16 protein-coding genes and 1 pseudogene are annotated in these 17963 nt (G+C 66.3%); all 17 read right to left on the reverse strand.

The annotated features are described in order from the left end of the window. Positions 1–85: 85 nt before the first annotated feature. Positions 86–1534 carry a pyruvate kinase gene (gene pyk / locus Q1J95_RS00815; protein WP_300265144.1) on the reverse strand — a complete coding sequence of 483 codons (1449 nt, stop codon included), beginning with the start codon at positions 1532–1534 and terminating at the stop codon, positions 86–88. A 63-nt stretch (positions 1535–1597) separates the two neighbouring features. After that, a complete protein-coding gene (locus Q1J95_RS00820) occupies positions 1598–3055 on the reverse strand; it encodes a glutamate synthase subunit beta (RefSeq protein ID WP_300265147.1) in 1458 nt (485 codons plus the stop codon). Then, entirely contained in the window at positions 3048–7625 is a 4578-nt protein-coding gene (gltB, locus tag Q1J95_RS00825) for a glutamate synthase large subunit (RefSeq protein WP_300265150.1), read from the reverse strand. The genes Q1J95_RS00820 and gltB overlap by 8 nt, the downstream gene beginning before the upstream one ends. 81 nt (positions 7626–7706) lie before the next feature. After that, complete coding sequence (gene lgt, locus Q1J95_RS00830) at positions 7707–8729, reverse strand: prolipoprotein diacylglyceryl transferase (RefSeq protein WP_300265153.1); 1023 nt, start codon at positions 8727–8729, stop codon at positions 7707–7709. A gap of 10 nt (positions 8730–8739) precedes the next feature. Further along, complete coding sequence (gene trpA / locus Q1J95_RS00835; protein ID WP_300265156.1) at positions 8740–9543, reverse strand: tryptophan synthase subunit alpha; 804 nt, start codon at positions 9541–9543, stop codon at positions 8740–8742. Beyond that, on the reverse strand, positions 9540–10763 hold the full coding sequence (gene trpB, locus Q1J95_RS00840) for a tryptophan synthase subunit beta (protein ID WP_300265159.1): 1224 nt from the start codon (positions 10761–10763) through the stop codon (positions 9540–9542). Before trpB ends, trpA begins: the two co-directional genes overlap by 4 nt. After that, entirely contained in the window at positions 10760–11533 is a 774-nt protein-coding gene (gene trpC / locus Q1J95_RS00845) for an indole-3-glycerol phosphate synthase TrpC (RefSeq protein WP_300265197.1), read from the reverse strand. The genes trpB and trpC overlap by 4 nt, the downstream gene beginning before the upstream one ends. A 2-nt stretch (positions 11534–11535) precedes the next feature. After that, positions 11536–11766 (reverse strand): HGxxPAAW family protein, encoded by a 231-nt coding sequence (locus tag Q1J95_RS00850; RefSeq protein WP_300265162.1) that lies wholly within the window; start codon positions 11764–11766, stop codon positions 11536–11538. A 48-nt stretch (positions 11767–11814) separates the two neighbouring features. Beyond that, positions 11815–12405: a Trp biosynthesis-associated membrane protein gene (locus Q1J95_RS00855; RefSeq protein ID WP_300265165.1), complete on the reverse strand. Its 591-nt coding sequence runs from the start codon at positions 12403–12405 to the stop codon at positions 11815–11817. Next, on the reverse strand, positions 12402–12782 hold the full coding sequence (gene hisI, locus Q1J95_RS00860) for a phosphoribosyl-AMP cyclohydrolase (RefSeq protein ID WP_300265168.1): 381 nt from the start codon (positions 12780–12782) through the stop codon (positions 12402–12404). The genes Q1J95_RS00855 and hisI overlap by 4 nt, the downstream gene beginning before the upstream one ends. Beyond that, complete coding sequence (hisF, locus tag Q1J95_RS00865; protein ID WP_300265171.1) at positions 12779–13540, reverse strand: imidazole glycerol phosphate synthase subunit HisF; 762 nt, start codon at positions 13538–13540, stop codon at positions 12779–12781. The genes hisI and hisF overlap by 4 nt, the downstream gene beginning before the upstream one ends. After that, positions 13540–14382: an ATP phosphoribosyltransferase gene (gene hisG, locus Q1J95_RS00870; RefSeq protein ID WP_300265174.1), complete on the reverse strand. Its 843-nt coding sequence runs from the start codon at positions 14380–14382 to the stop codon at positions 13540–13542. Before hisG ends, hisF begins: the two co-directional genes overlap by 1 nt. A 38-nt stretch (positions 14383–14420) precedes the next feature. Beyond that, positions 14421–14684: a phosphoribosyl-ATP diphosphatase gene (locus tag Q1J95_RS00875; protein WP_300265177.1), complete on the reverse strand. Its 264-nt coding sequence runs from the start codon at positions 14682–14684 to the stop codon at positions 14421–14423. Further along, positions 14681–15361, reverse strand: coding sequence for a ribulose-phosphate 3-epimerase (gene rpe, locus Q1J95_RS00880; protein WP_300265180.1), 681 nt, complete (start codon positions 15359–15361; stop codon positions 14681–14683). Before rpe ends, Q1J95_RS00875 begins: the two co-directional genes overlap by 4 nt. Positions 15362–15365: 4 nt before the next feature. After that, positions 15366–16769: a transcription antitermination factor NusB gene (locus Q1J95_RS00885; RefSeq protein WP_300265183.1), complete on the reverse strand. Its 1404-nt coding sequence runs from the start codon at positions 16767–16769 to the stop codon at positions 15366–15368. Further along, a complete protein-coding gene (locus tag Q1J95_RS00890) occupies positions 16766–17686 on the reverse strand; it encodes a methionyl-tRNA formyltransferase (RefSeq protein WP_300265186.1) in 921 nt (306 codons plus the stop codon). Before Q1J95_RS00890 ends, Q1J95_RS00885 begins: the two co-directional genes overlap by 4 nt. 23 nt (positions 17687–17709) lie before the next feature. Then, positions 17710–17963: pseudogene (locus Q1J95_RS00895) on the reverse strand (primosomal protein N'); the annotation flags it as partial.

Here is a 17963-nt window from a genome sequence, read left to right on the forward strand (position 1 = left end):
CCGCTCGTCCTCCGGCACCGCGGGACCATCCTCCGGGTACCAGAAACGGGGCGGAGCCGAAGCTCCGCCCCGTTTCTGCGATGATCTAGCTGTTCTCCTTGTAGATCGGCGCGGCGCCGTTGACAGCGTCGCCGACCTTGTGAACGCGGATGTCGTTGGTCGACCCCACGATCCCGGGAGGGGAACCGGAGATCACGACGACCGTGTCTCCTTCTTGCGCGAGGCCGTTGCCCAAGAGGTAGTCATCCACCTGAAGGAACATGAGGTCGGTGTGCTGCACCGGCTCGACGAGTTTCGAGCGGATGCCCCAGGTCAGGGCCATCCGGCGCAGAATACCCGGCTCGGGAGTGAACGCGATCATCGGGATGCGTGAGCGCAGACGCGACAGACGGCGTGCCGAGTCGCCCGACTGTGTGAACACGCACAGGAACTTCGCCTCGACGAAGTCGGCGACCTCCAGAGCCGCCAGCGTGATCGCACCGCCCTGCGTGCGCGGCTTCGTGGTCAGCGAAGCGATGCGCTCGAGACCGTGCTCCTCCGTGGACTCGACGATGCGAGCCATGGTCTCGACGACCACGATGGGGTACTCCCCCACGCTCGTCTCACCCGAGAGCATCACGGCATCGGCGCCGTCGAGCACGGCGTTGGCGACGTCCGAGGTCTCGGCACGCGTCGGCACCGGGCTGGAGATCATCGACTCGAGCATCTGCGTCGCGACGATCACCGGCTTGGCGTTGCGTCGCGCGAGCTCCACCGCCCGCTTCTGCACGATCGGCACGGCTTCCAGGGGAAGCTCGACACCGAGGTCGCCACGGGCGACCATGATGCCGTCGAAGGCGTCGACGATCTCTTCCAGCGCGTCGACGGCCTGCGGCTTCTCGATCTTTGCGATCACCGGGACCTTGACGCCCTCCTCTGTCATGATCTCGTGCACGCGCACGACATCGGAGGCGTTGCGTACGAACGACAGCGCGATCAGGTCAGCACCGGTCTGCAGGCCCCAGCGCAGGTCGGACTCGTCCTTCTCGCTCAGAGCGGGGACGTTCACCGCCACGCCCGGCAGGTTGATGCCCTTGTTGTTCGAGACGGCGCCGGCGACCACGACACGCGTGGTGACGACGGTTCCATCCGTCTCGACGACCTCGACGCGGACCTTGCCGTCGTCGATCAGCAGGAAATCGCCGGGTGAGACGTCCTGCGGCAGGCCCTTGAACGTCGTGCCGCAGATCTCGCGGTTACCGATGATGTCTTCGGTGGTGATCTTGAAGATATCGCCCGCGGCGAGCTCATAGGGGCCGTCCTCGAACTTGCCGAGGCGAATCTTCGGACCCTGCAGATCGACCAGCACGGCAACAGCCTTGCCCGCATCGTCGGCCGCACGACGCACATTGGCGTAGTTGGCATCGTGAACAGAGTAGTCGCCGTGGCTGAGGTTCAGGCGCGCAACGTCGACCCCCGCTTCGATGACGGCGCGTACGTTCTCGTAGCTAGAAGTGGCCGGGCCTAGAGTGGCCACAATTTTCGCGCGTCTCAACAGATTCTCCAGGGTAAGGGTAAGGAAATGAACTGGCGACAGTGCCTCAGCCAGCCTAGCGGCCTAGAGGGTGATCGCGATATCGGTCGGAGCCACAGGAGCCGGAAGCACCGATTCCCCCATGAGGAAGCGGTCGACACCGGCGGCAGCCGCGCGACCCTCAGCGATCGCCCAGACGATGAGTGACTGCCCGCGACCGGCATCGCCGGCGACGAACACGCCGGGCACGCTCGATTCGTAGGAGCCATCACGCTCGAACGCTCCGCGATCGGTCACGGCAGGAAGCGTCTCCTCTGTGAAGCCGTCCTTCTCCGGGCCGGTGAAGCCCATGGCGATCAGGACGAGGTCGGCAGGAATCTCGCGTTCGGTGCCGCTCTTGGGAACACGGCGCCCGTCGACGTACTCTGTCTCGGCGACACGGAGGGCCCGGACCTCCCCGGCCTCGTTCGACAGGAACTCGACAGTTGACGCCAGGTACGTACGCTCTCCGCCCTCTTCGTGCGCGGACTGCACCTCGAAGACAGTCGGCATCATCGGCCACGGCTGGTGCTCAGGGCGTTCGGCGCTCGGTTGCGTTCCGATCGCGAGGTTCGTGACGCTTGCGGCACCGTGACGGTGCGCGGTGCCGATGCAGTCTGCGCCCGTGTCGCCGCCGCCGATCACGACGACGTGCTTGCCTTCGGCCGTGATCTGATCGTCGACCGTGTCTCCCGCAGTCGCGTGGTTCGATTCGACGAGGTACTCCATCGCGAAGTGCACACCGTCGAGCTCGCGGCCGGGAATGGGCAGATCGCGCGGCACGGTCGCACCAGTGGCGATTACGACGGCGTCGTAGCGCGCACGCAGGTCATCCCACGCGATGTCTCGGCCGATCTCGACGCCAGCGCGGAAGCGGGTGCCCTCCTCCTGCATCTGACGCAGGCGTGCTTCGAGATGGCGTTTCTCCATCTTGAAATCGGGGATGCCGTAGCGCAGCAGGCCGCCGATGCGGTCGTCGCGCTCGAAAACGGCGACTGTGTGACCGGCGCGGGTGAGCTGCTGGGCGGCGGCGAGGCCGGCGGGGCCGGAGCCGACGACCGCAACAGTCTTGCCGGTGAGTCGCTCGGGCGGCTGGGGCTGCACCCATCCCTTCGAGAAGGCCTCATCGATGATCGACACTTCGACCTGCTTGATGGTCACCGCGGGTTGGTTGATGCCCAGCACGCACGCGCTCTCGCAGGGGGCTGGGCACAGGCGCCCGGTGAACTCGGGGAAGTTGTTGGTGGCGTGCAGACGCTCGATGGCGGAACGGTCTTCGCCTCGCCAGGTCAGATCGTTCCACTCCGGGATGAGGTTTCCCAGCGGGCAGCCCTGGTGGCAGAACGGCACGCCGCAATCCATGCAGCGGCCGGCCTGGCGACGCAGCACATGCTTGTCACCCGGTTCGTAGACCTCTTTCCAATCCATGATGCGAACCGGCACCGGACGGCGGGCGGGAAGCTCCCGCTCGGTCACCTTCAAAAAGCCTTTGGGATCAGCCACCGGTCACCTCCAGGATCCGGCTCCAGACGACGTCGCCATCCGGGTCGAGCCCGTCTGCCTCCGCCTCCTGACGCATGGTCTGCACTGCGGCGAAGTCACGCGGCAGGACTTTGACGAATTCGGATGCCGCGGTTTCGAAGTCCGCGAGCATCTGCTGAGCGATCGGGGATGCCGTGCGCTCAGCGTGTTCGGTGAGCAGGCTCCGCAACACCTCCATATCAGCGCGATCGAGCTTCTCCAGTCGCAACTCGCCGCTGGTACGGGACTGCTGGTTGACCTTCTCGTCGGCCAGGGCGTGCACATACGCGACGCCGCCGGACATCCCGGCGCCGAGGTTGCGGCCGGTGTGCCCGAGAATCACCGCGACCCCGCCCGTCATGTATTCGAGGGCGTGGTCTCCGACACCCTCGACGACGGCGGTGGCACCGGAGTTTCTGACGAGGAAGCGCTCTCCGACCACGCCCGAGATGAACAGAGTTCCTGAGGTTGCGCCGTAACCGATCACGTTGCCGGCGATGACGTTCGCATGCGGTGCGATATCTGAATCGCGGTGCGGGCGGATCGTGATGTCACCCCCGGAAAGGCCCTTGCCCACATAATCGTTGGCGTCTCCTTCCAGCCGAAGCATGATGCCCGGCGGGAGAAAAGCGCCCAAGGATTGACCGGCCGTGCCATGGAGGGTCACATCGATCGTCTCGGGCGCCAGACCGGTTGATCCGAATCGCGAGGTGACATGGTGGCCCAGCATCGTGCCGACCGCACGCGCCGTGTTGTGGATCGGCAGCTCGATGATGACGGGCGAGCGCTCCGTAAGTGCTTCCTGGGCCATTTCGATCAGCTGAACATCGAAATGCTCAGCGAGCCCATGCTCTTGCTCTCGGGCGCTGCGGCGCGGCTCGGATGCAGGGAACGCCGGTCCCTCGAGCAGCGGCGTCAGATCGAGACCATCGGCCTTCCAATGATCGATCGCGGCATTGGTCTCGATCAGGTCTGCACGACCGACGATCTCGTCCAGCGAGCGGTATCCGAGTTCTGCGAGCAGCTCGCGGACCTCTTCGGCGATGAACTCCATGAAGTTCACCACGAACTCGGGCTTGCCGGTGAAGCGTTCACGCAGCGCGGGGTTCTGGGTTGCCACGCCGACCGGACAGGTGTCGAGGTGGCACACGCGCATCATGATGCATCCGCTCACGACGAGGGGCGCCGTGGCGAAACCGAACTCCTCAGCGCCCAGCAGAGCACCGATGATGACGTCGCGGCCGGTCTTGAGCTGGCCATCGACCTGCACCACGACCCGGTCGCGCATGCTGTTGAGCATGAGCGTCTGCTGCGTCTCGGCGAGGCCGAGCTCCCACGGCGTGCCGGCGTGCTTCAGGGAGTTGAGCGGGCTCGCGCCGGTTCCGCCGTCGTGTCCGGAGACGAGGATGACATCGCTGAGCGCCTTGGCCACGCCCGCCGACACCGCACCGATGCCCGATTGGCTGACGAGCTTGGTGTGGATGCGGGCTTTCGGATTGGCACGCTTCAAATCGAAGATGAGCTGCTTGAGGTCTTCGATCGAATAGATGTCATGGTGCGGTGGCGGGGAGATGAGGCCCACGCCAGCTGTTGCGTGACGGGTTCGGGCCACCCAGGGGTAGACCTTGGTCGGCGGCAGCTGACCGCCCTCGCCGGGCTTGGCGCCCTGCGCGAGCTTGATCTGGATGTCATCGGCCTCGGTGAGATACAGGCTCGTGACGCCGAAGCGACCGGAAGCGACCTGCTTGATGGCGCTGCGGCGTTCGGGGTCGAGCAGACGATCGACGTCTTCGCCGCCCTCGCCGGTGTTCGACTTGGCACCGAGGCGGTTCATCGCGATCGCCAGGGTCTCATGCGCCTCCCGCGAGATCGATCCGTAGCTCATGGCGCCGGTCGAGAATCGCTTCACGATCGCGCTGACGGGTTCGACTTCATCGAGCGGAACGGGAGGGCGCGTCCCGGTGCGCAGCGAGAACAGGCCGCGCAGTGTCTTGAGTTCAGCGGCCTGTTCATCGACGAGCTTCGTGTACTCGCGGAAGATGTCGTACCGCCTGTTGCGCGTGGAATGCTGCAGCCGGAACACTGTCTCCGGATTGAACAGGTGCGGCGAACCATCCCGACGCCACTGATACTCTCCCCCGGTCCACAGTCGTTCGTGTGCACGAGCGGCCGCATCTTCGGGGTAGGCGTAGTCGTGGCGCGACTGGTTCTCAGCGAAGATGTCTTCGATCCCGATGCCACCGAGTTTGGTCTCGGTGCCGGTGAAGTAGGCGTCGACGAGTTCTTGGCTCAGCCCGACAGCCTCGAAGACCTGGGCTCCCGCATACGACGACACGGTGGAGATGCCCATCTTGGACATGATCTTCAGCACGCCTTTGCCGAGCGCATAGATCAGATTTCGAACGGCCTGCTCGGCCGAGACGCCCGTGATGAATCCGGTGCGAACGAGATGTTCGACGGTCTCCATCGCGAGGTAGGGGTTGACAGCTGAGGCGCCGTAGCCGATCAGCGTGGCGACATGGTGCACCTCGCGCACATCGCCAGCTTCGACGATCAGCCCGACCTTCATGCGGTTCTCACGCCGGATGAGGTGGTGGTGGATCGCCGAGGTCATCAGCAGCGAGGGGATCGGAACGAGATCCTTATTGGAGTCGCGATCCGACAGAATCAGGAACTCCGCGCCATCGGCGATCGCCTGATCCGCCTCGGCGCACATCTGCTTCAGCCGCTCCTGCATCGTATGAGCGCCCGCGTCGAAGTGGTAGAGACCGCGGAGGGTGACGGCCGAGCGGCCGTCGAGGGCCTTGTCGATATGGCGGATCTTGGCGAGCTCGTCGTTGTCGATCACCGGGAAATCGAGCGTCACCGTGTGCGTGTGCTCAGGCCCCCAGGCAAGCAGATTGCGCTCTGGCCCCAGGCCCAGAGCGAGACTGGTGACGACCTCTTCGCGGATCGAGTCCAGTGGCGGGTTGGTCACCTGCGCGAACTGCTGAATGAAGTAGTCGAACAGCAGGCGCGGACGATCACTCAGCACAGCGATCGGTGTATCAGAGCCCATGGCTCCGAGCGGTTCGGCGCCGTTCTGCCCCATCGGAGTGAGCAGGATGCGCACTTCTTCTTCGGTGTAGCCGAACGTGCGCTGACGTCGGGTGATCGATGCGGGCGGGTGAACGATGTGCTCACGCTGGGGCAGGTCAGCCAGGCGCACGGCGCCGGCATCGAGCCATTTCTGCCACGGATGCATCGTGGCCAGTTCCTGCTTGATCTCCTCGTCTTCGACGATGCGACCCGCTGCCGTGTCGACGACGAACATCTTGCCGGGCTGCAGGCGTCCACGCCGCTTGATGCGCTCGGGCTCGAATTCGAGCACGCCGGTCTCGGAGCCGATGACGACGAGTCCGTCAGTCGTCTCTGTCCACCGGCCGGGGCGCAGCCCATTGCGATCAAGCGTCGCGCCGATGACCGAGCCGTCGGTGAAGATGAGCGCGGCCGGGCCATCCCACGGCTCCATCTGGATGGAATGGTAGTCGTAGAAAGCGCGAAGCTCCGGCGACAGGTCGGTCTGCTTCTCATAGGCCTCGGGCACCATCATCATGACGGCATGCGGCAGACTGCGGCCAGAGAGCGTCAGCAGTTCGAGCACCTCATCGAAGGAGGCAGAGTCGCTGGCTCCGGGTGTGCAGATGGGCAGAAGTGGGCGGATGTCACCGAGCAGCTCGGACTCGAGCTGTGACTGGCGTGCGCGCATCCAGTTGCGGTTGCCGCCGACGGTGTTGATCTCGCCGTTGTGCGCCAGCATGCGCAGCGGCTGAGCCAGCGGCCAGGACGGGAAGGTGTTGGTCGAGTAGCGCGAGTGCACGACGGCAAGCTCGGAAGCAAAACGCTGGTCTTGCAGGTCCGGGTAGAAGGGCTCCAGCTGCAACGTCGTGACCATGCCCTTGTAACCGAGCGTGCGGCTCGACAGGGAGACAAAATACGCGCCGAGCTCATGCCCGGCGCGCTTGCGTAACCGGTATGCGACGCGATCGAGCGCGATGCCGGCCAGGCGCTGCCCGTCACCCGGCGCAGGGTTGGTGGCGACGAAAAGCTGTTCGAAAGCGGGACGCACTTCATCGGCGAGCTTTCCCAGGTGCTGGTTGGCGGTCGGCACCGCGCGCCAACCGAGGACCGTGAGCCCTTCTTCGCGGGCGATCTTCTCGACCCCGGCCTTCTGTGCACGGCGTTCGCCTGCTTGCAGGGGGAGGAATGCGAGCCCGGCGGCGTATTCGCCGGCGTCGGGCAGTTCGAAGTCGGTGACTTCACGCAGAAAAGCGTCTGGCATCTGGGTGAGGATGCCGGCACCATCTCCGGTGCCGGCGTCAGAGCCGATCGCACCGCGGTGCTCAAGGTTGCGTAGCGCTTGCAGCGCCAACTCGATGATGTCGTGTCCTGCGGTTCCGCGCAGGGTGGCGACCATGGCTAGGCCGCAGGCATCCTTCTCGAATGCCGGGTTGTACATGCCCTGCTTCGGGGGGTAAGCGCCGGAGGCGCCATAGGGAGGCTGAAAGTACATCAGATATCGTCCTCGGATACTCAGGTGACACAGGGGACGACGTCGGCCCGCTCGTTCAGTGGATGCCTCACACGAGGAGGCTTATCGGGTGCCGTCCTCGTCTGCAGCAGCGGCGCTTGTGGCTGTAGCTCCTGCGGGGACTTCGACCGGAGGCTCGCTCACATCGACGAAGTCATCGAGACTGTCCTGCGATTGTACATCAGGGTCAGAATCCTTCCGGGATCGCCCTGGTGCGTAGGGTGAGCTCTCGCGGCCGGTGTGGCGAGCTGTCTGGATGAACAGGATCGCGATGCCGACGACGACCCCGATGATCGCCGCCCATACGTTACTGCGCAGGCCGAAGATGATCTCGCTCGGATCGATGCGGATCGACTCCCAGACGATGCGTCCGGCTCCATACCAGATCAGGTAGACGGCGAACACCTTGCCCCACTGCAGGTGCAGGCGACGCCCGATCCAGATGATGAACACGACACCGAGGGTGTTCCAGATCACCTCGTACAGGAAGGTCGGGTGAAACAGCGTGCCCTCGGCGAGCCCCGGAGGAAACGCCGGGTTGTCGGATCCGATCTCCAGGCCCCAGGGCAGATCAGTCGGAAGGCCGAAGAGCTCGTGGTTGAACCAGTTGCCGAAACGGCCGAACGCCTGCGCGAGCAGCAGCCCGGGTGCCAGGGCATCGGCGAAGCTCCAGAATCGGATGCCGGTCCACTTGCAGCTGAGGTAGGCGCCGACGGCGCCGCCGATCAGCGCGCCGAAGATCGCGATGCCACCCTCCCAGATCGCCCACACCGAGCCCGGTTCGAACGGGTTCCAGGTGTTCTTACCCGGCCCGAAGTAGAAATCCGGGTGGGTGAGCACATGGAAGATCCGGGCACCGATGATGCCGAGTGGCACCGCGAGGATCGCGATATCGATGACGACCCACGGTTCGCCGCCGCGTTTGGTCAACCGGTAATTGGTCAACAGCGTGGCGACGATGATGCCGGCGATGATGCACAGCGCGTAGAAGTGGATCCGCAACGGGCCGAGGTCGAAGTAGCTGAGCGGCGGGCTGGGAATGCTGGTGACCACACCGGCGAAGGTGCTGTGAAGCGCGAGAGGCATGAGTGCGATTCTAGTTCTCGTGTGACGGGACTGCAGACGAAGTGCCGGCAGCTAGGGTTCTGGTGACCTCGGCGAGGGCGGGAAGACCCCCATCGCGAAGCGCGCGGACGAGAGCGGTGCCGACGATCGCGCCGTCTGCGTACTCGACGACTCCGGCGATCTGGTCGGCATTCGAGATGCCGATACCGACGCAGGCCCGCTGCGCGCCCTGAGCACGCAGTCGCGCGACGAGCGTCCACGCCGCCTGATCGAGCTCCGCACGCTCGCCGGTGATCCCCATGGTCGAGACGGTATAGATGAAGCCGGTCGATGAGGAGACCACCAACTCGAGTCGTTCATCCGACGAGGTCGGTGCGGCGAGGAAGATGCGGTCGAGACCGGTGCGCTTGCTCGCAGCAATCCACTCCCCCGCGGCTTCGGGCGTGATGTCGGGGGTGATGACTCCTGCACCGCCGGCTGCCAGCAAGTCGTCGGCGAAACGATCGACGCCGTACTGCAGCACCGGGTTCCAATAGGTCATGACGACAACCGGGACATCGGTGGCCGCCGTGATCTCGCGAACGGCGGTGAAGAGGTCTGTCATGCGGAAGCCAGCCGCGAGAGCGGCCTGCGTCGCCTCCTGGATGACGGGCCCGTCCATCACGGGATCGCTGTATGGCGGACCGAGCTCGATGATGTCGACGCCATTCTCGGCGAGGGTGAGGGCGGCCTGGACGCTCGTGGGGAGATCAGGAAAACCCACCGGCAGGTAGCCGATGAACGCTCCGCGCCCGGCATCCTGTGCCTTCTGGATCGCCGATTCGACGCGGTTCATCGCTGATCCCCCTCGGCGTGGACCGTCTCGTCATACAGCTCGAAATAGCGTGCCGCGGTGTCCATGTCTTTGTCGCCTCGGCCCGAGAGGCATACCGCGATCACGGCGTCCGGGCCGAGCTGCGCGCCGATGCGCTGGGCGCCTGCCAGGGCGTGCGCCGACTCGATGGCCGGGATGATCCCCTCGGTGCGGCTGAGAAGTCGCAGTGCCTGCATGGCCTCATCGTCCGTGGCGGGAATGTACTCCGCTCTGCCAATGGCGGACAGCCATGAGTGCTCGGGGCCGACGCCTGGGTAGTCAAGGCCCGCCGAGATGGAGTGCGACTCGACAGTCTGCCCGTCGTCGTCTTGCAGCACGAAGGTTCTGGCCCCGTGCAGGACACCGGGCCGACCGCGCTCGATGGATGCCGCGTGGCGCTCGGTGTCGACGCCATCGCCGGCCGCTTCGACACCGTACAGCTTCACCTCGGCATCGTCGAGGAAGGCGTCGAACATGCCGATGGCGTTCGAGCCCCCGCCGACGCAGGCGACGACGGCGTCGGGCAGTCTGCCGAGCTCGTCCAGCAGCTGCTGCCTGGCCTCTTCGCCGATGATCTTCTGGAAATCGCGGACCATCGCCGGGAACGGATGCGGACCCGCTGCGGTGCCGAAGAGGTAGTTGGTGGTCTCGACCGTGGCTACCCAGTCGCGGTAGGCCTCGTTGATGGCATCCTTGAGTGTTCGCGATCCGGTCGTCACCGGTACGACTTCGGCACCGAGCAACCGCATCCGAGCGACATTGAGCGCTTGGCGCTCGGTGTCGACCTCGCCCATGTAGATCGTGCAGTCCAGCCCCAGCAACGCGGCCGCGGTCGCCGAGGCGACTCCGTGCTGTCCGGCACCGGTCTCGGCGATCACCCGCGTCTTGCCGAGGCGCTTGGTGAGCAAGGCCTGCCCCAGGACGTTGTTGATCTTGTGGCTTCCGGTGTGGTTGAGATCCTCACGCTTGAGGAACACCCGCGCACCACCGGCATGCTCGGCGAAGCGCGCGACCTCCGTGAGAGCAGATGGACGCCCGGCGTATGAACCGAGCAGTCCAGCCAACTCGGCACGGAAGGCGCTGTCGGCAATGGCCGCCTCGTACGCGACGGTGAGCTCGTCGATCGCCGAGATCAAGGACTCCGGCATGTATCGTCCGCCGAAGTCGCCGAAGAACGGCCCCGGCTGGTCGCGCAGACTCATCCCACCTCCAGGAAGCTTGTCAGAGTGGCGACGGGATCCCCCGTCACCAGCGCCTCGCCGATCAGCACGACATCGGCGCCTGCCGAACGGTAACGGGCGACGTCCGCCGGCTCGAGTACGGCTGATTCCGCCACTTTCACCGCCGTGTCGGGGATGCGATCGACCAGACGGGCGAAGAGATCCCGATCCAGTTCGAGCGTCGTGAGGTCGCGTGCGTTGACGCCGATGACCGAGGCGCCGAGGTCGATGGCCGCTTCCAGCTCATCGGCGGAGTGCGTCTCGACCAGCGGCGTCATGCCGAGCTCGGTGATCAGGGCGAACAGCTCACGCAGCGTCTTCGGCTCGAGACCGGCCACGATCAGCAACGCCAGGTCAGCCCCGGCCGCACGGGCCTCAAGCACCTGGTAAGGCGTCGCGATGAAGTCTTTGCGCAGCACAGGAAGCGACACCTGCGCCGTCACCGCCTCGAGGTCTGCCAGGCTGCCGCCGAAACGGCGTTCTTCGGTCAGCACGCTGATGGCCGAAGCGCCACCGGTCTCGTACAGCTGCGCCTGGTGCGCAGGATCGGGGATCTCAGCGAGGGCACCGCGGGAAGGGCTGGCGCGTTTGACCTCGGCGATGACCTTGACCCGTGCGGCCGGCGCCAGCGCTGCGCGTGCGTCTTTGGGCGCCGGACGAGCAAGGGCAGCCTTCTCGACCTCGGCGAGAGGACGTGTCTGCGCGCGGCGCTCGGCGTCTTCGACTGCGCCGGCCGTGAGGTCGGCGAGCACCATTAGTGACCCTTCGGCGTGTACTTGGGCCCGTTCACACCCCATCCGGCCTTCGCCAGAATCGGGCCGAGCAGGGCACCGATGACGACGACGCCGACCGAGATCCAGACGAACAGCGGTGCCTCCAGGCAGAAGGCCACAGTGCCGGCTGTGACCCCGATGAGCATGACGACCACGGCGGTCCAGGCCGCCGGCGAATGTCCGTGGCCGGGGTCAGCGATCGGGTTGGTCATGGTTCTCCTCCGAGGCGATCAAGGGGTGTTTTCACCAGTCTATCGGGGTCATCGGGTTGGATCGGTGCCACGCGAGAGCTCGTCCCACGAATCGATCGCGTCGACGGGCCCGGTGTCTGTGGCGCGCGCTGTGGCGTCGGTGCGGAATCGCCTCCCTCCGCGCCTCCAGCGGTGAGCAGACACGAGAGCGAAGACGGATGCCACAAGCAGGATGGCCCAGCCGACCAGGGTGATCGTCGGCCACAACGACGCCTCTATCGTCGCGATCACCTCGTCGATCGCGCTTGCTCCGGCGAGCCCGGTGGCCTCTGTCACGGTCGGTGCAACAGCCGAGAACGGCGTCGAGACGAGGATCTCGGCCGTCCACCAGGTCAGCAGCGCCGCGCCCGCCAGCGCCAGAGCGGCGAATATGTAGCGCAGCACGATGCCGACGATGGCGAGCGCGGCGCCGAGTGCCAGCACTGCAAGGCTCAGCGGTGCCAGAAGCGGGACCGCGTCCGCGCCGGGAACGAGGATCGGCTCACCGGCGTCCGCTCTCACGACCGTGAGCCACGTCTGCGTCGATGAGATGATGCCGATGCCCCCGGCGAGCAGGAAGGCACTGGCGGCCAGGCTCCGGCCGCGGCGTGACAGCGTCATCGGTCGCCGACTTCCGCGTCATCAGCTTCGATGCCGTTGACAGCTTCGAGGTCGACGGCATCGAAGCACGTGCGCGTGCCGGTGTGGCAGGCGGGCCCGCTCTGGTCGACCAGCAGAAGAACGGCGTCTCCGTCGCAGTCCAGATGCGCTTCGTGGATGCGTTGAATGTTTCCGGAGGTGTCGCCCTTGCGCCAATACTCCTGACGAGAACGCGACCAATACGTCACCCGACCTGTGGTCAGGGTGCGCCTGAGTGCCTCGGCGTCGAGCCAGGCGAGCATGAGCACCTCGCGGGTATCCCACTGCTGCACGATGGCGGGGACGAGTCCGTCCGCGTTCCAAGCGACCTGGGCGATGCGCGTGTCGAGATCGGTCACCGTACGTTGACCCCCGCTGCGCGCATGGCTGCCTTCACCGCGTCGATGGTGAGCAGACCCGAGTGAAAGACGCTCGCGGCCAGGACGGCATCGGCGCCGGCGGTCACCGCGGGCGCGAAATCATTGACATCGCCGGCGCCGCCGGAGGCGATCACCGGAACCGATGAGACCTCGCGCATGAGCCGGATGAGTTCCAGGTCGAAGCCGTCCTTCGTGCCGTCCGCGTCGATCGAGTTCACCAGCAGCTCGCCGGCACCGCGCTCGATGGCCTCCGTCGCCCACTCGACGGCATCCAGCGTGGTCACGGTGCGGCCGCCATGTGTGGTCACGACGAACCCGGATGCTGTGGCATCCGCTCGTTTGATATCGAGCGAGAGGACGAGCACCTGCGATCCGAAGCGATCGGCGATCTCACCGATGAGCTCGGGGCGCGAGATAGCGGCGGAGTTGACTCCGACCTTGTCGGCGCCGACGCCCTGCAGACGAGCGACGTCATCGACACTGCGTATTCCTCCGCCGACCGTCAACGGAACGAACACGTGCTCAGCCGTGCGCTGTACGACGTCGTATGTGGTGGAGCGATCGTCGACGGTCGCCGTGACGTCGAGGAAGGTGATCTCATCCGCTCCCTGGGCCGCATAGTGCGTCGCGAGTTCGACCGGATCGCCCATATCGCGCAGATTCTCGAAGTTCACACCTTTGACGACGCGACCGGCAGCCACGTCGAGACAGGGAATGACACGTGTGGTGAGCGTCATCAGAGTCTCGCGGCGTCGATGGCGGTCACCAGCAGCGCCCGCGCGCCGAGGTCGTAGAGCTCGTCCATGACCGTGTTGATGTTCTTTCGCGGCACCATGACGCGAACGGCGACCCACTTCTCGTCCTGCAGCGGCGAGATCGTCGGTGACTCGCGTCCGGGGGCGATGGCCACCGCCCGTTCGAGCAGCTCGCGCGGAAGGTCGTAATCGAGCAGTGCGTACTGGCGGGCGACGATCACGCCGCGCAGACGCCGCAGAAGCCGCTCGGTTCCTTCGGCGTCGCCGGGACGGCTGATCAGCACTGCCTCGGATTCGATGATGACCGGGCCGAAGATCTCGAGCCCAGCCTGGCGCAGCGTCGTGCCGGTCTCGACGACATCGGCGATCGCATCAGCCACTCCGAGCTGCACGGCAGACTCCACAGCGCCGTCGAGGGACACGAGCGTGGCTTCGATTCCCTGCTCGCGCAGGAAGACATCGACCAGGCCGGGATACGCCGACGCGACTCGCGTGCCGGCGAGATCCTCGATCGAGCTGTAGCGGCCGGCCGGAGCCGCGAACCGGAAGGTCGATCGGGCAAAGCCCAGCGCCTGGATCTCTCGCGCCTGCTGGTCAGGCACATCGCGCAGAAGATCGCGGCCGGTGATGCCGACATCGAGCGCTCCGGACGCGACGTACGTGGCGATGTCACGCGGACGGAGGAAGAAGAACTCGACGCCGTTGTGGGCATCGATCACGTGCAGGGTCTTGGAATCACGCCGACCGGCGTAACCGGCCTCGGCGAGCATCTCGGCGGCGGTCTCGGCGAGCGAGCCCTTGTTGGGAACGGCAATGCGCAGCATGGTTTTCTTTCACATCTGAGGGAACGGGGCGGAGCGCATCAGAGATGTCGGTACACGTCTTCCAGCGTGAGCCCCTTCGCGAGCATCATCACCTGGAGGTGGTACAGCAGTTGCGAGATCTCTTCGGCTGCCTCGGCATCCGATTCGTACTCGGACGCCATCCACACCTCGGCGGCCTCTTCCACGATCTTCTTGCCGATCGTGTGCACACCGGCGTCGAGTTCGGCGACCGTGCCCGAGCCGGCAGGACGCGTTTCGGCTTTGAGGCTGAGCTCAGCAAAAAGCTCGTCGAAAGTCTTCACCTTCCCAGGCTAGCGGCTCGCGCACGCTCTCGAAGCCCGGCGATGGCTGTCTCGACGCTCGCTGCGCCATATACGGCGGACCCGGCGACGAATGTGTCGGCCCCTGCTTCAGCCGCCTGGGCGATCGTGTCGTCGCTGATTCCGCCGTCGACCTGGAACCAGATCTGCGATCCCCGCTGGCGGGCCGCGTCGACGAGGGAACGCAGCTTCGGCATGGTCTCGGGCATGAATCCTTGACCGCCGAAGCCCGGCTCCACTGTCATCACGAGAATCTGATCGAACTCGTCGAACAGCTCGATCAGCGACTCGCCCGGTGTCTCGGGCTTGATGGCGACACCGGCGCGAGAACCGACGTCGCGCAGTCTCCTGGCCAGCGCGACCGCATCGGCTGCGGCCTCGAGATGAAAGGTCACGCTTGCCGCACCGAGCTCGGCGTAATCGGGTGCCCACCGGTCGGGGTCGGCGATCATGAGGTGCACGTCCAGCGGGATCGGGCTGGTCTCCTGAATGCGCTGGACCATCTGCGGGCCGAACGTCAGGTTGGGCACGAAGTGGTTGTCCATGACATCGACGTGCGCGTAGTCCGCGCTGGCGATGCGCTCGAGATCGGCCTGCATATTGACGAAATCAGCGGCGAGGATGCTGGGATTGATACGGGGCGCGGCGGGAAGCGTCATAGTCTCATTCTCTCGTCTTGTGTAGCAGCGCAAGGAACATGGCGTCGGTGCCGTGGCGGTGCGGCCACAGCTGTACGTTCCCGGATTCGGTGGCGGCGAGGTCGATGGGCCGCTCGGCGACCTCGCGCATCACCGTCGCGGCGTCGAGCTGCACGATGTCGGTGCGCTCGCGCAGCACGGAGGAGACGACCCCCGATGTCTCGGCGAGATGCGGAGAGCACGTGACATAGGCGACGATGCCCCCGGGAGCCAGTGCTTCCAGCGCGCCGGCGAGCAGTTCCTCCTGGAGCGGGGCGAGTTCGGCGACGTCTGCGGGGATCTTGCGCCAGCGCGCTTCGGGGCGGCGGCGCAAGGCGCCGAGCCCCGTACAGGGGGCATCGACGAGGATGCGGTCGAAACCGCCGCGGTGCGCGGCGGTGAAGTCGCGGCCATCGGCTTCGTGCACGACGACATCCCCGGGCACGGGCTTCAGCGCCGCGCGCACGAGTCCCGCTCGTGCCGGAGCGATCTCGTTCGCCTCCAGTGTGACGCCGTGCTGATGGGCGATGGCCGCGAGCAGAGCGGTCTTTCCCCCTGGCCCGGCACACAGATCCAGCCACCGCTCTCCCGCGACGATCGGAGTCGCCGCGGTCAAGGCCAGCGCGACCAGCTGTGAGCCCTCGTCCTGGACACGCACTGTACCCCGCGATGCGGCGAGAATCCGCTGAGGGTCTCCCCCGGGCGAGCCGAACGCCGTCGGGGCATACGGGCGCCGTGGTTCGCCGGGGTCGGCAAGACCGGGCAGCGCGACGAGGGTGACCTCGGGTGAGACGTTGTCGGCCGCCAGGAGCGCTTCGAGCTCATCGGCCCGGCCTTCGGCGGCGAGAGCGCGCCGGAGGGCGCGGATGACCCAGACCGGATGAGCCGTACGCAGACCCAGTCGCTCATCGTCGGATCGAGCGGCTTTCTCGATTCGCTCCTGCCAGGTACCCGGCGTCTCGCGGGCGATGCGGCGCAGTACCGCGTTGGTGAAGCCGGATGCTCCGCGTCCGGCCTCAGCGGCGACGAGGTTCACGGATTCGTTGACCGCGGCGTGCGAGGCGACCCGTGTAGCGAGAAGTTGATGTGTGGCCAGGCGAAGCGCATCGAGCACGGAGGCGCCGATCTCGTCGACACCGCGACCGGCGGCTGACGCGATGATCGCGTCGTAGGTGCCGCGCCGTCGGAGGGTGCCATAGGTCAGTTCCGTCGCCAACGCCGCGTCCTGCGGTGTCAGCTGCGCCTCATTGATCGCGGTCGGAAGCAGCAGGTTCGCGTAGGCATCGGATTCGCTGACCGCTCGCAGTACGCCATACGCCACCCGGCGTGCGGGCTGTACCGCGCGGCGCTGCCCGTCAGCGGGCGCGGAGCGCCGGCTCTGGCCGCTCATCGTCCGGCTCGCAGAGTCTGTGCAGAACGCACGCCGCGCCACCAGTCCGTCGCGTTCATGGCGCCCTTGCCCGCGGGCTGAACACGCGTGACAGCCAGCGGCAGCGTCGCCGTTCCGATGAGCAGCGCCGTCTTGGTCGCACGCAGCTCCCCTGGCTCCAGTGCTTCGGCTGTGTCTGCCGGTGCGGCAGCGAGGATCTTCACGCGCACATCGCCCACCGTCGTGTGTGCGCCCGGCTCGGGGGTCACACCGCGCCAGCGCGCGAAGACCGACTGCACCGGCTCGTCCCAGTTCAGCAGGCCATCGTCCAACGTGAGCTTCGGCGCGACCGTCACCGGGCCCTCTTGCGGGTGCGCGAGGGCCGTGCCGTCTTCGATGTTGGCGACCACCTGTGCCGTCAATGCGGCGCCGTCGTGCGCGAGGAGCTTGAGGGCGGCATCCGCGTCCGCGTCGGCGGGAACGGGCACCGTTCGCGCCGCGAACACATCGCCGGCGTCCAGAGCGGGAACGAGCTGAAAGACGCTCGCGCCGAGTTCGGCGTCGCCAGCGATCAGCGCGCGCTGCACGGGCGCCGCTCCGCGCCACTGCGGCAGCACGGAGAAATGCAGATTGATCCATCCGTGGGTGGGCACCGACAGAAGCGGCTCGCGGACGAGGCCACCGTAGGCGACGATCACGCCGAGCTCGGGCCGTAGCGCAGCGATGCGCTCGGTCGCCTCCTGATCGAGGCGCGCCGTCTTGATCACCGGCAGATCGTAGTCGGCGGCCTCCTGCGCCACCGGCGACGGCGTCAGAACGCGTTTGCGCCCGAGCGGCGCATCGGGTCGGGTGATGACGGCGGCGATCTCGTGCTCGCGGATCAACGTTCGAAGGGTCGGCACCGCGGCCGCGGGGGTGCCGGCGAAGACAAGACGCATAAGGTACTCCGGAGGGAAAGGGGTTACAGCTCTGGATCGAGGATATCGAGCCGAAGTGAGAGCGGGATGCGGCCGCCGCGTCGCCGCCCGGGCCGACGCGCTACGGCCTCGGCGATCACCGCTGCTCGCAGAGTGTTCGCGACCGTGCTGCCTGCGGCGTATTCGAAGCGGACAAGGGCACGCACGCGCCCCTCATCCCCCTCCAGTGGCACGGGGCCGAGAATCGCATCAGCGGGCAGGGGAAGCTCACGCAGCGCCGTGAGTGCTCGGTTGACCG

This window comes from Microbacterium sp. (assembly GCF_029263575.1).
Lineage (GTDB): Bacteria > Actinomycetota > Actinomycetes > Actinomycetales > Microbacteriaceae > Microbacterium.

Coding starts and splice junctions, on each gene's coding strand:
- gltB (WP_300265150.1), bottom strand. CDS start 7,625: ATGTACTTTCAGCCTCCCTATGGCGCCTCCGGCGCTTACCCCCCGAAG.
- lgt (WP_300265153.1), bottom strand. CDS start 8,729: ATGCCTCTCGCGCTTCACAGCACCTTCGCCGGTGTGGTCACCAGCATT.
- trpA (WP_300265156.1), bottom strand. CDS start 9,543: ATGAACCGCGTCGAATCGGCGATCCAGAAGGCACAGGATGCCGGGCGC.
- trpB (WP_300265159.1), bottom strand. CDS start 10,763: ATGAGTCTGCGCGACCAGCCGGGGCCGTTCTTCGGCGACTTCGGCGGA.
- Q1J95_RS00850 (WP_300265162.1), bottom strand. CDS start 11,766: ATGACCAACCCGATCGCTGACCCCGGCCACGGACATTCGCCGGCGGCC.
- Q1J95_RS00855 (WP_300265165.1), bottom strand. CDS start 12,405: ATGACGCTGTCACGCCGCGGCCGGAGCCTGGCCGCCAGTGCCTTCCTG.
- hisF (WP_300265171.1), bottom strand. CDS start 13,540: ATGACGCTCACCACACGTGTCATTCCCTGTCTCGACGTGGCTGCCGGT.
- hisG (WP_300265174.1), bottom strand. CDS start 14,382: ATGCTGCGCATTGCCGTTCCCAACAAGGGCTCGCTCGCCGAGACCGCC.
- rpe (WP_300265180.1), bottom strand. CDS start 15,361: ATGACGCTTCCCGCCGCGCCCCGTATCAATCCCAGCATCCTCGCCGCT.
- Q1J95_RS00885 (WP_300265183.1), bottom strand. CDS start 16,769: ATGAGCGGCCAGAGCCGGCGCTCCGCGCCCGCTGACGGGCAGCGCCGC.
- Q1J95_RS00890 (WP_300265186.1), bottom strand. CDS start 17,686: ATGCGTCTTGTCTTCGCCGGCACCCCCGCGGCCGCGGTGCCGACCCTT.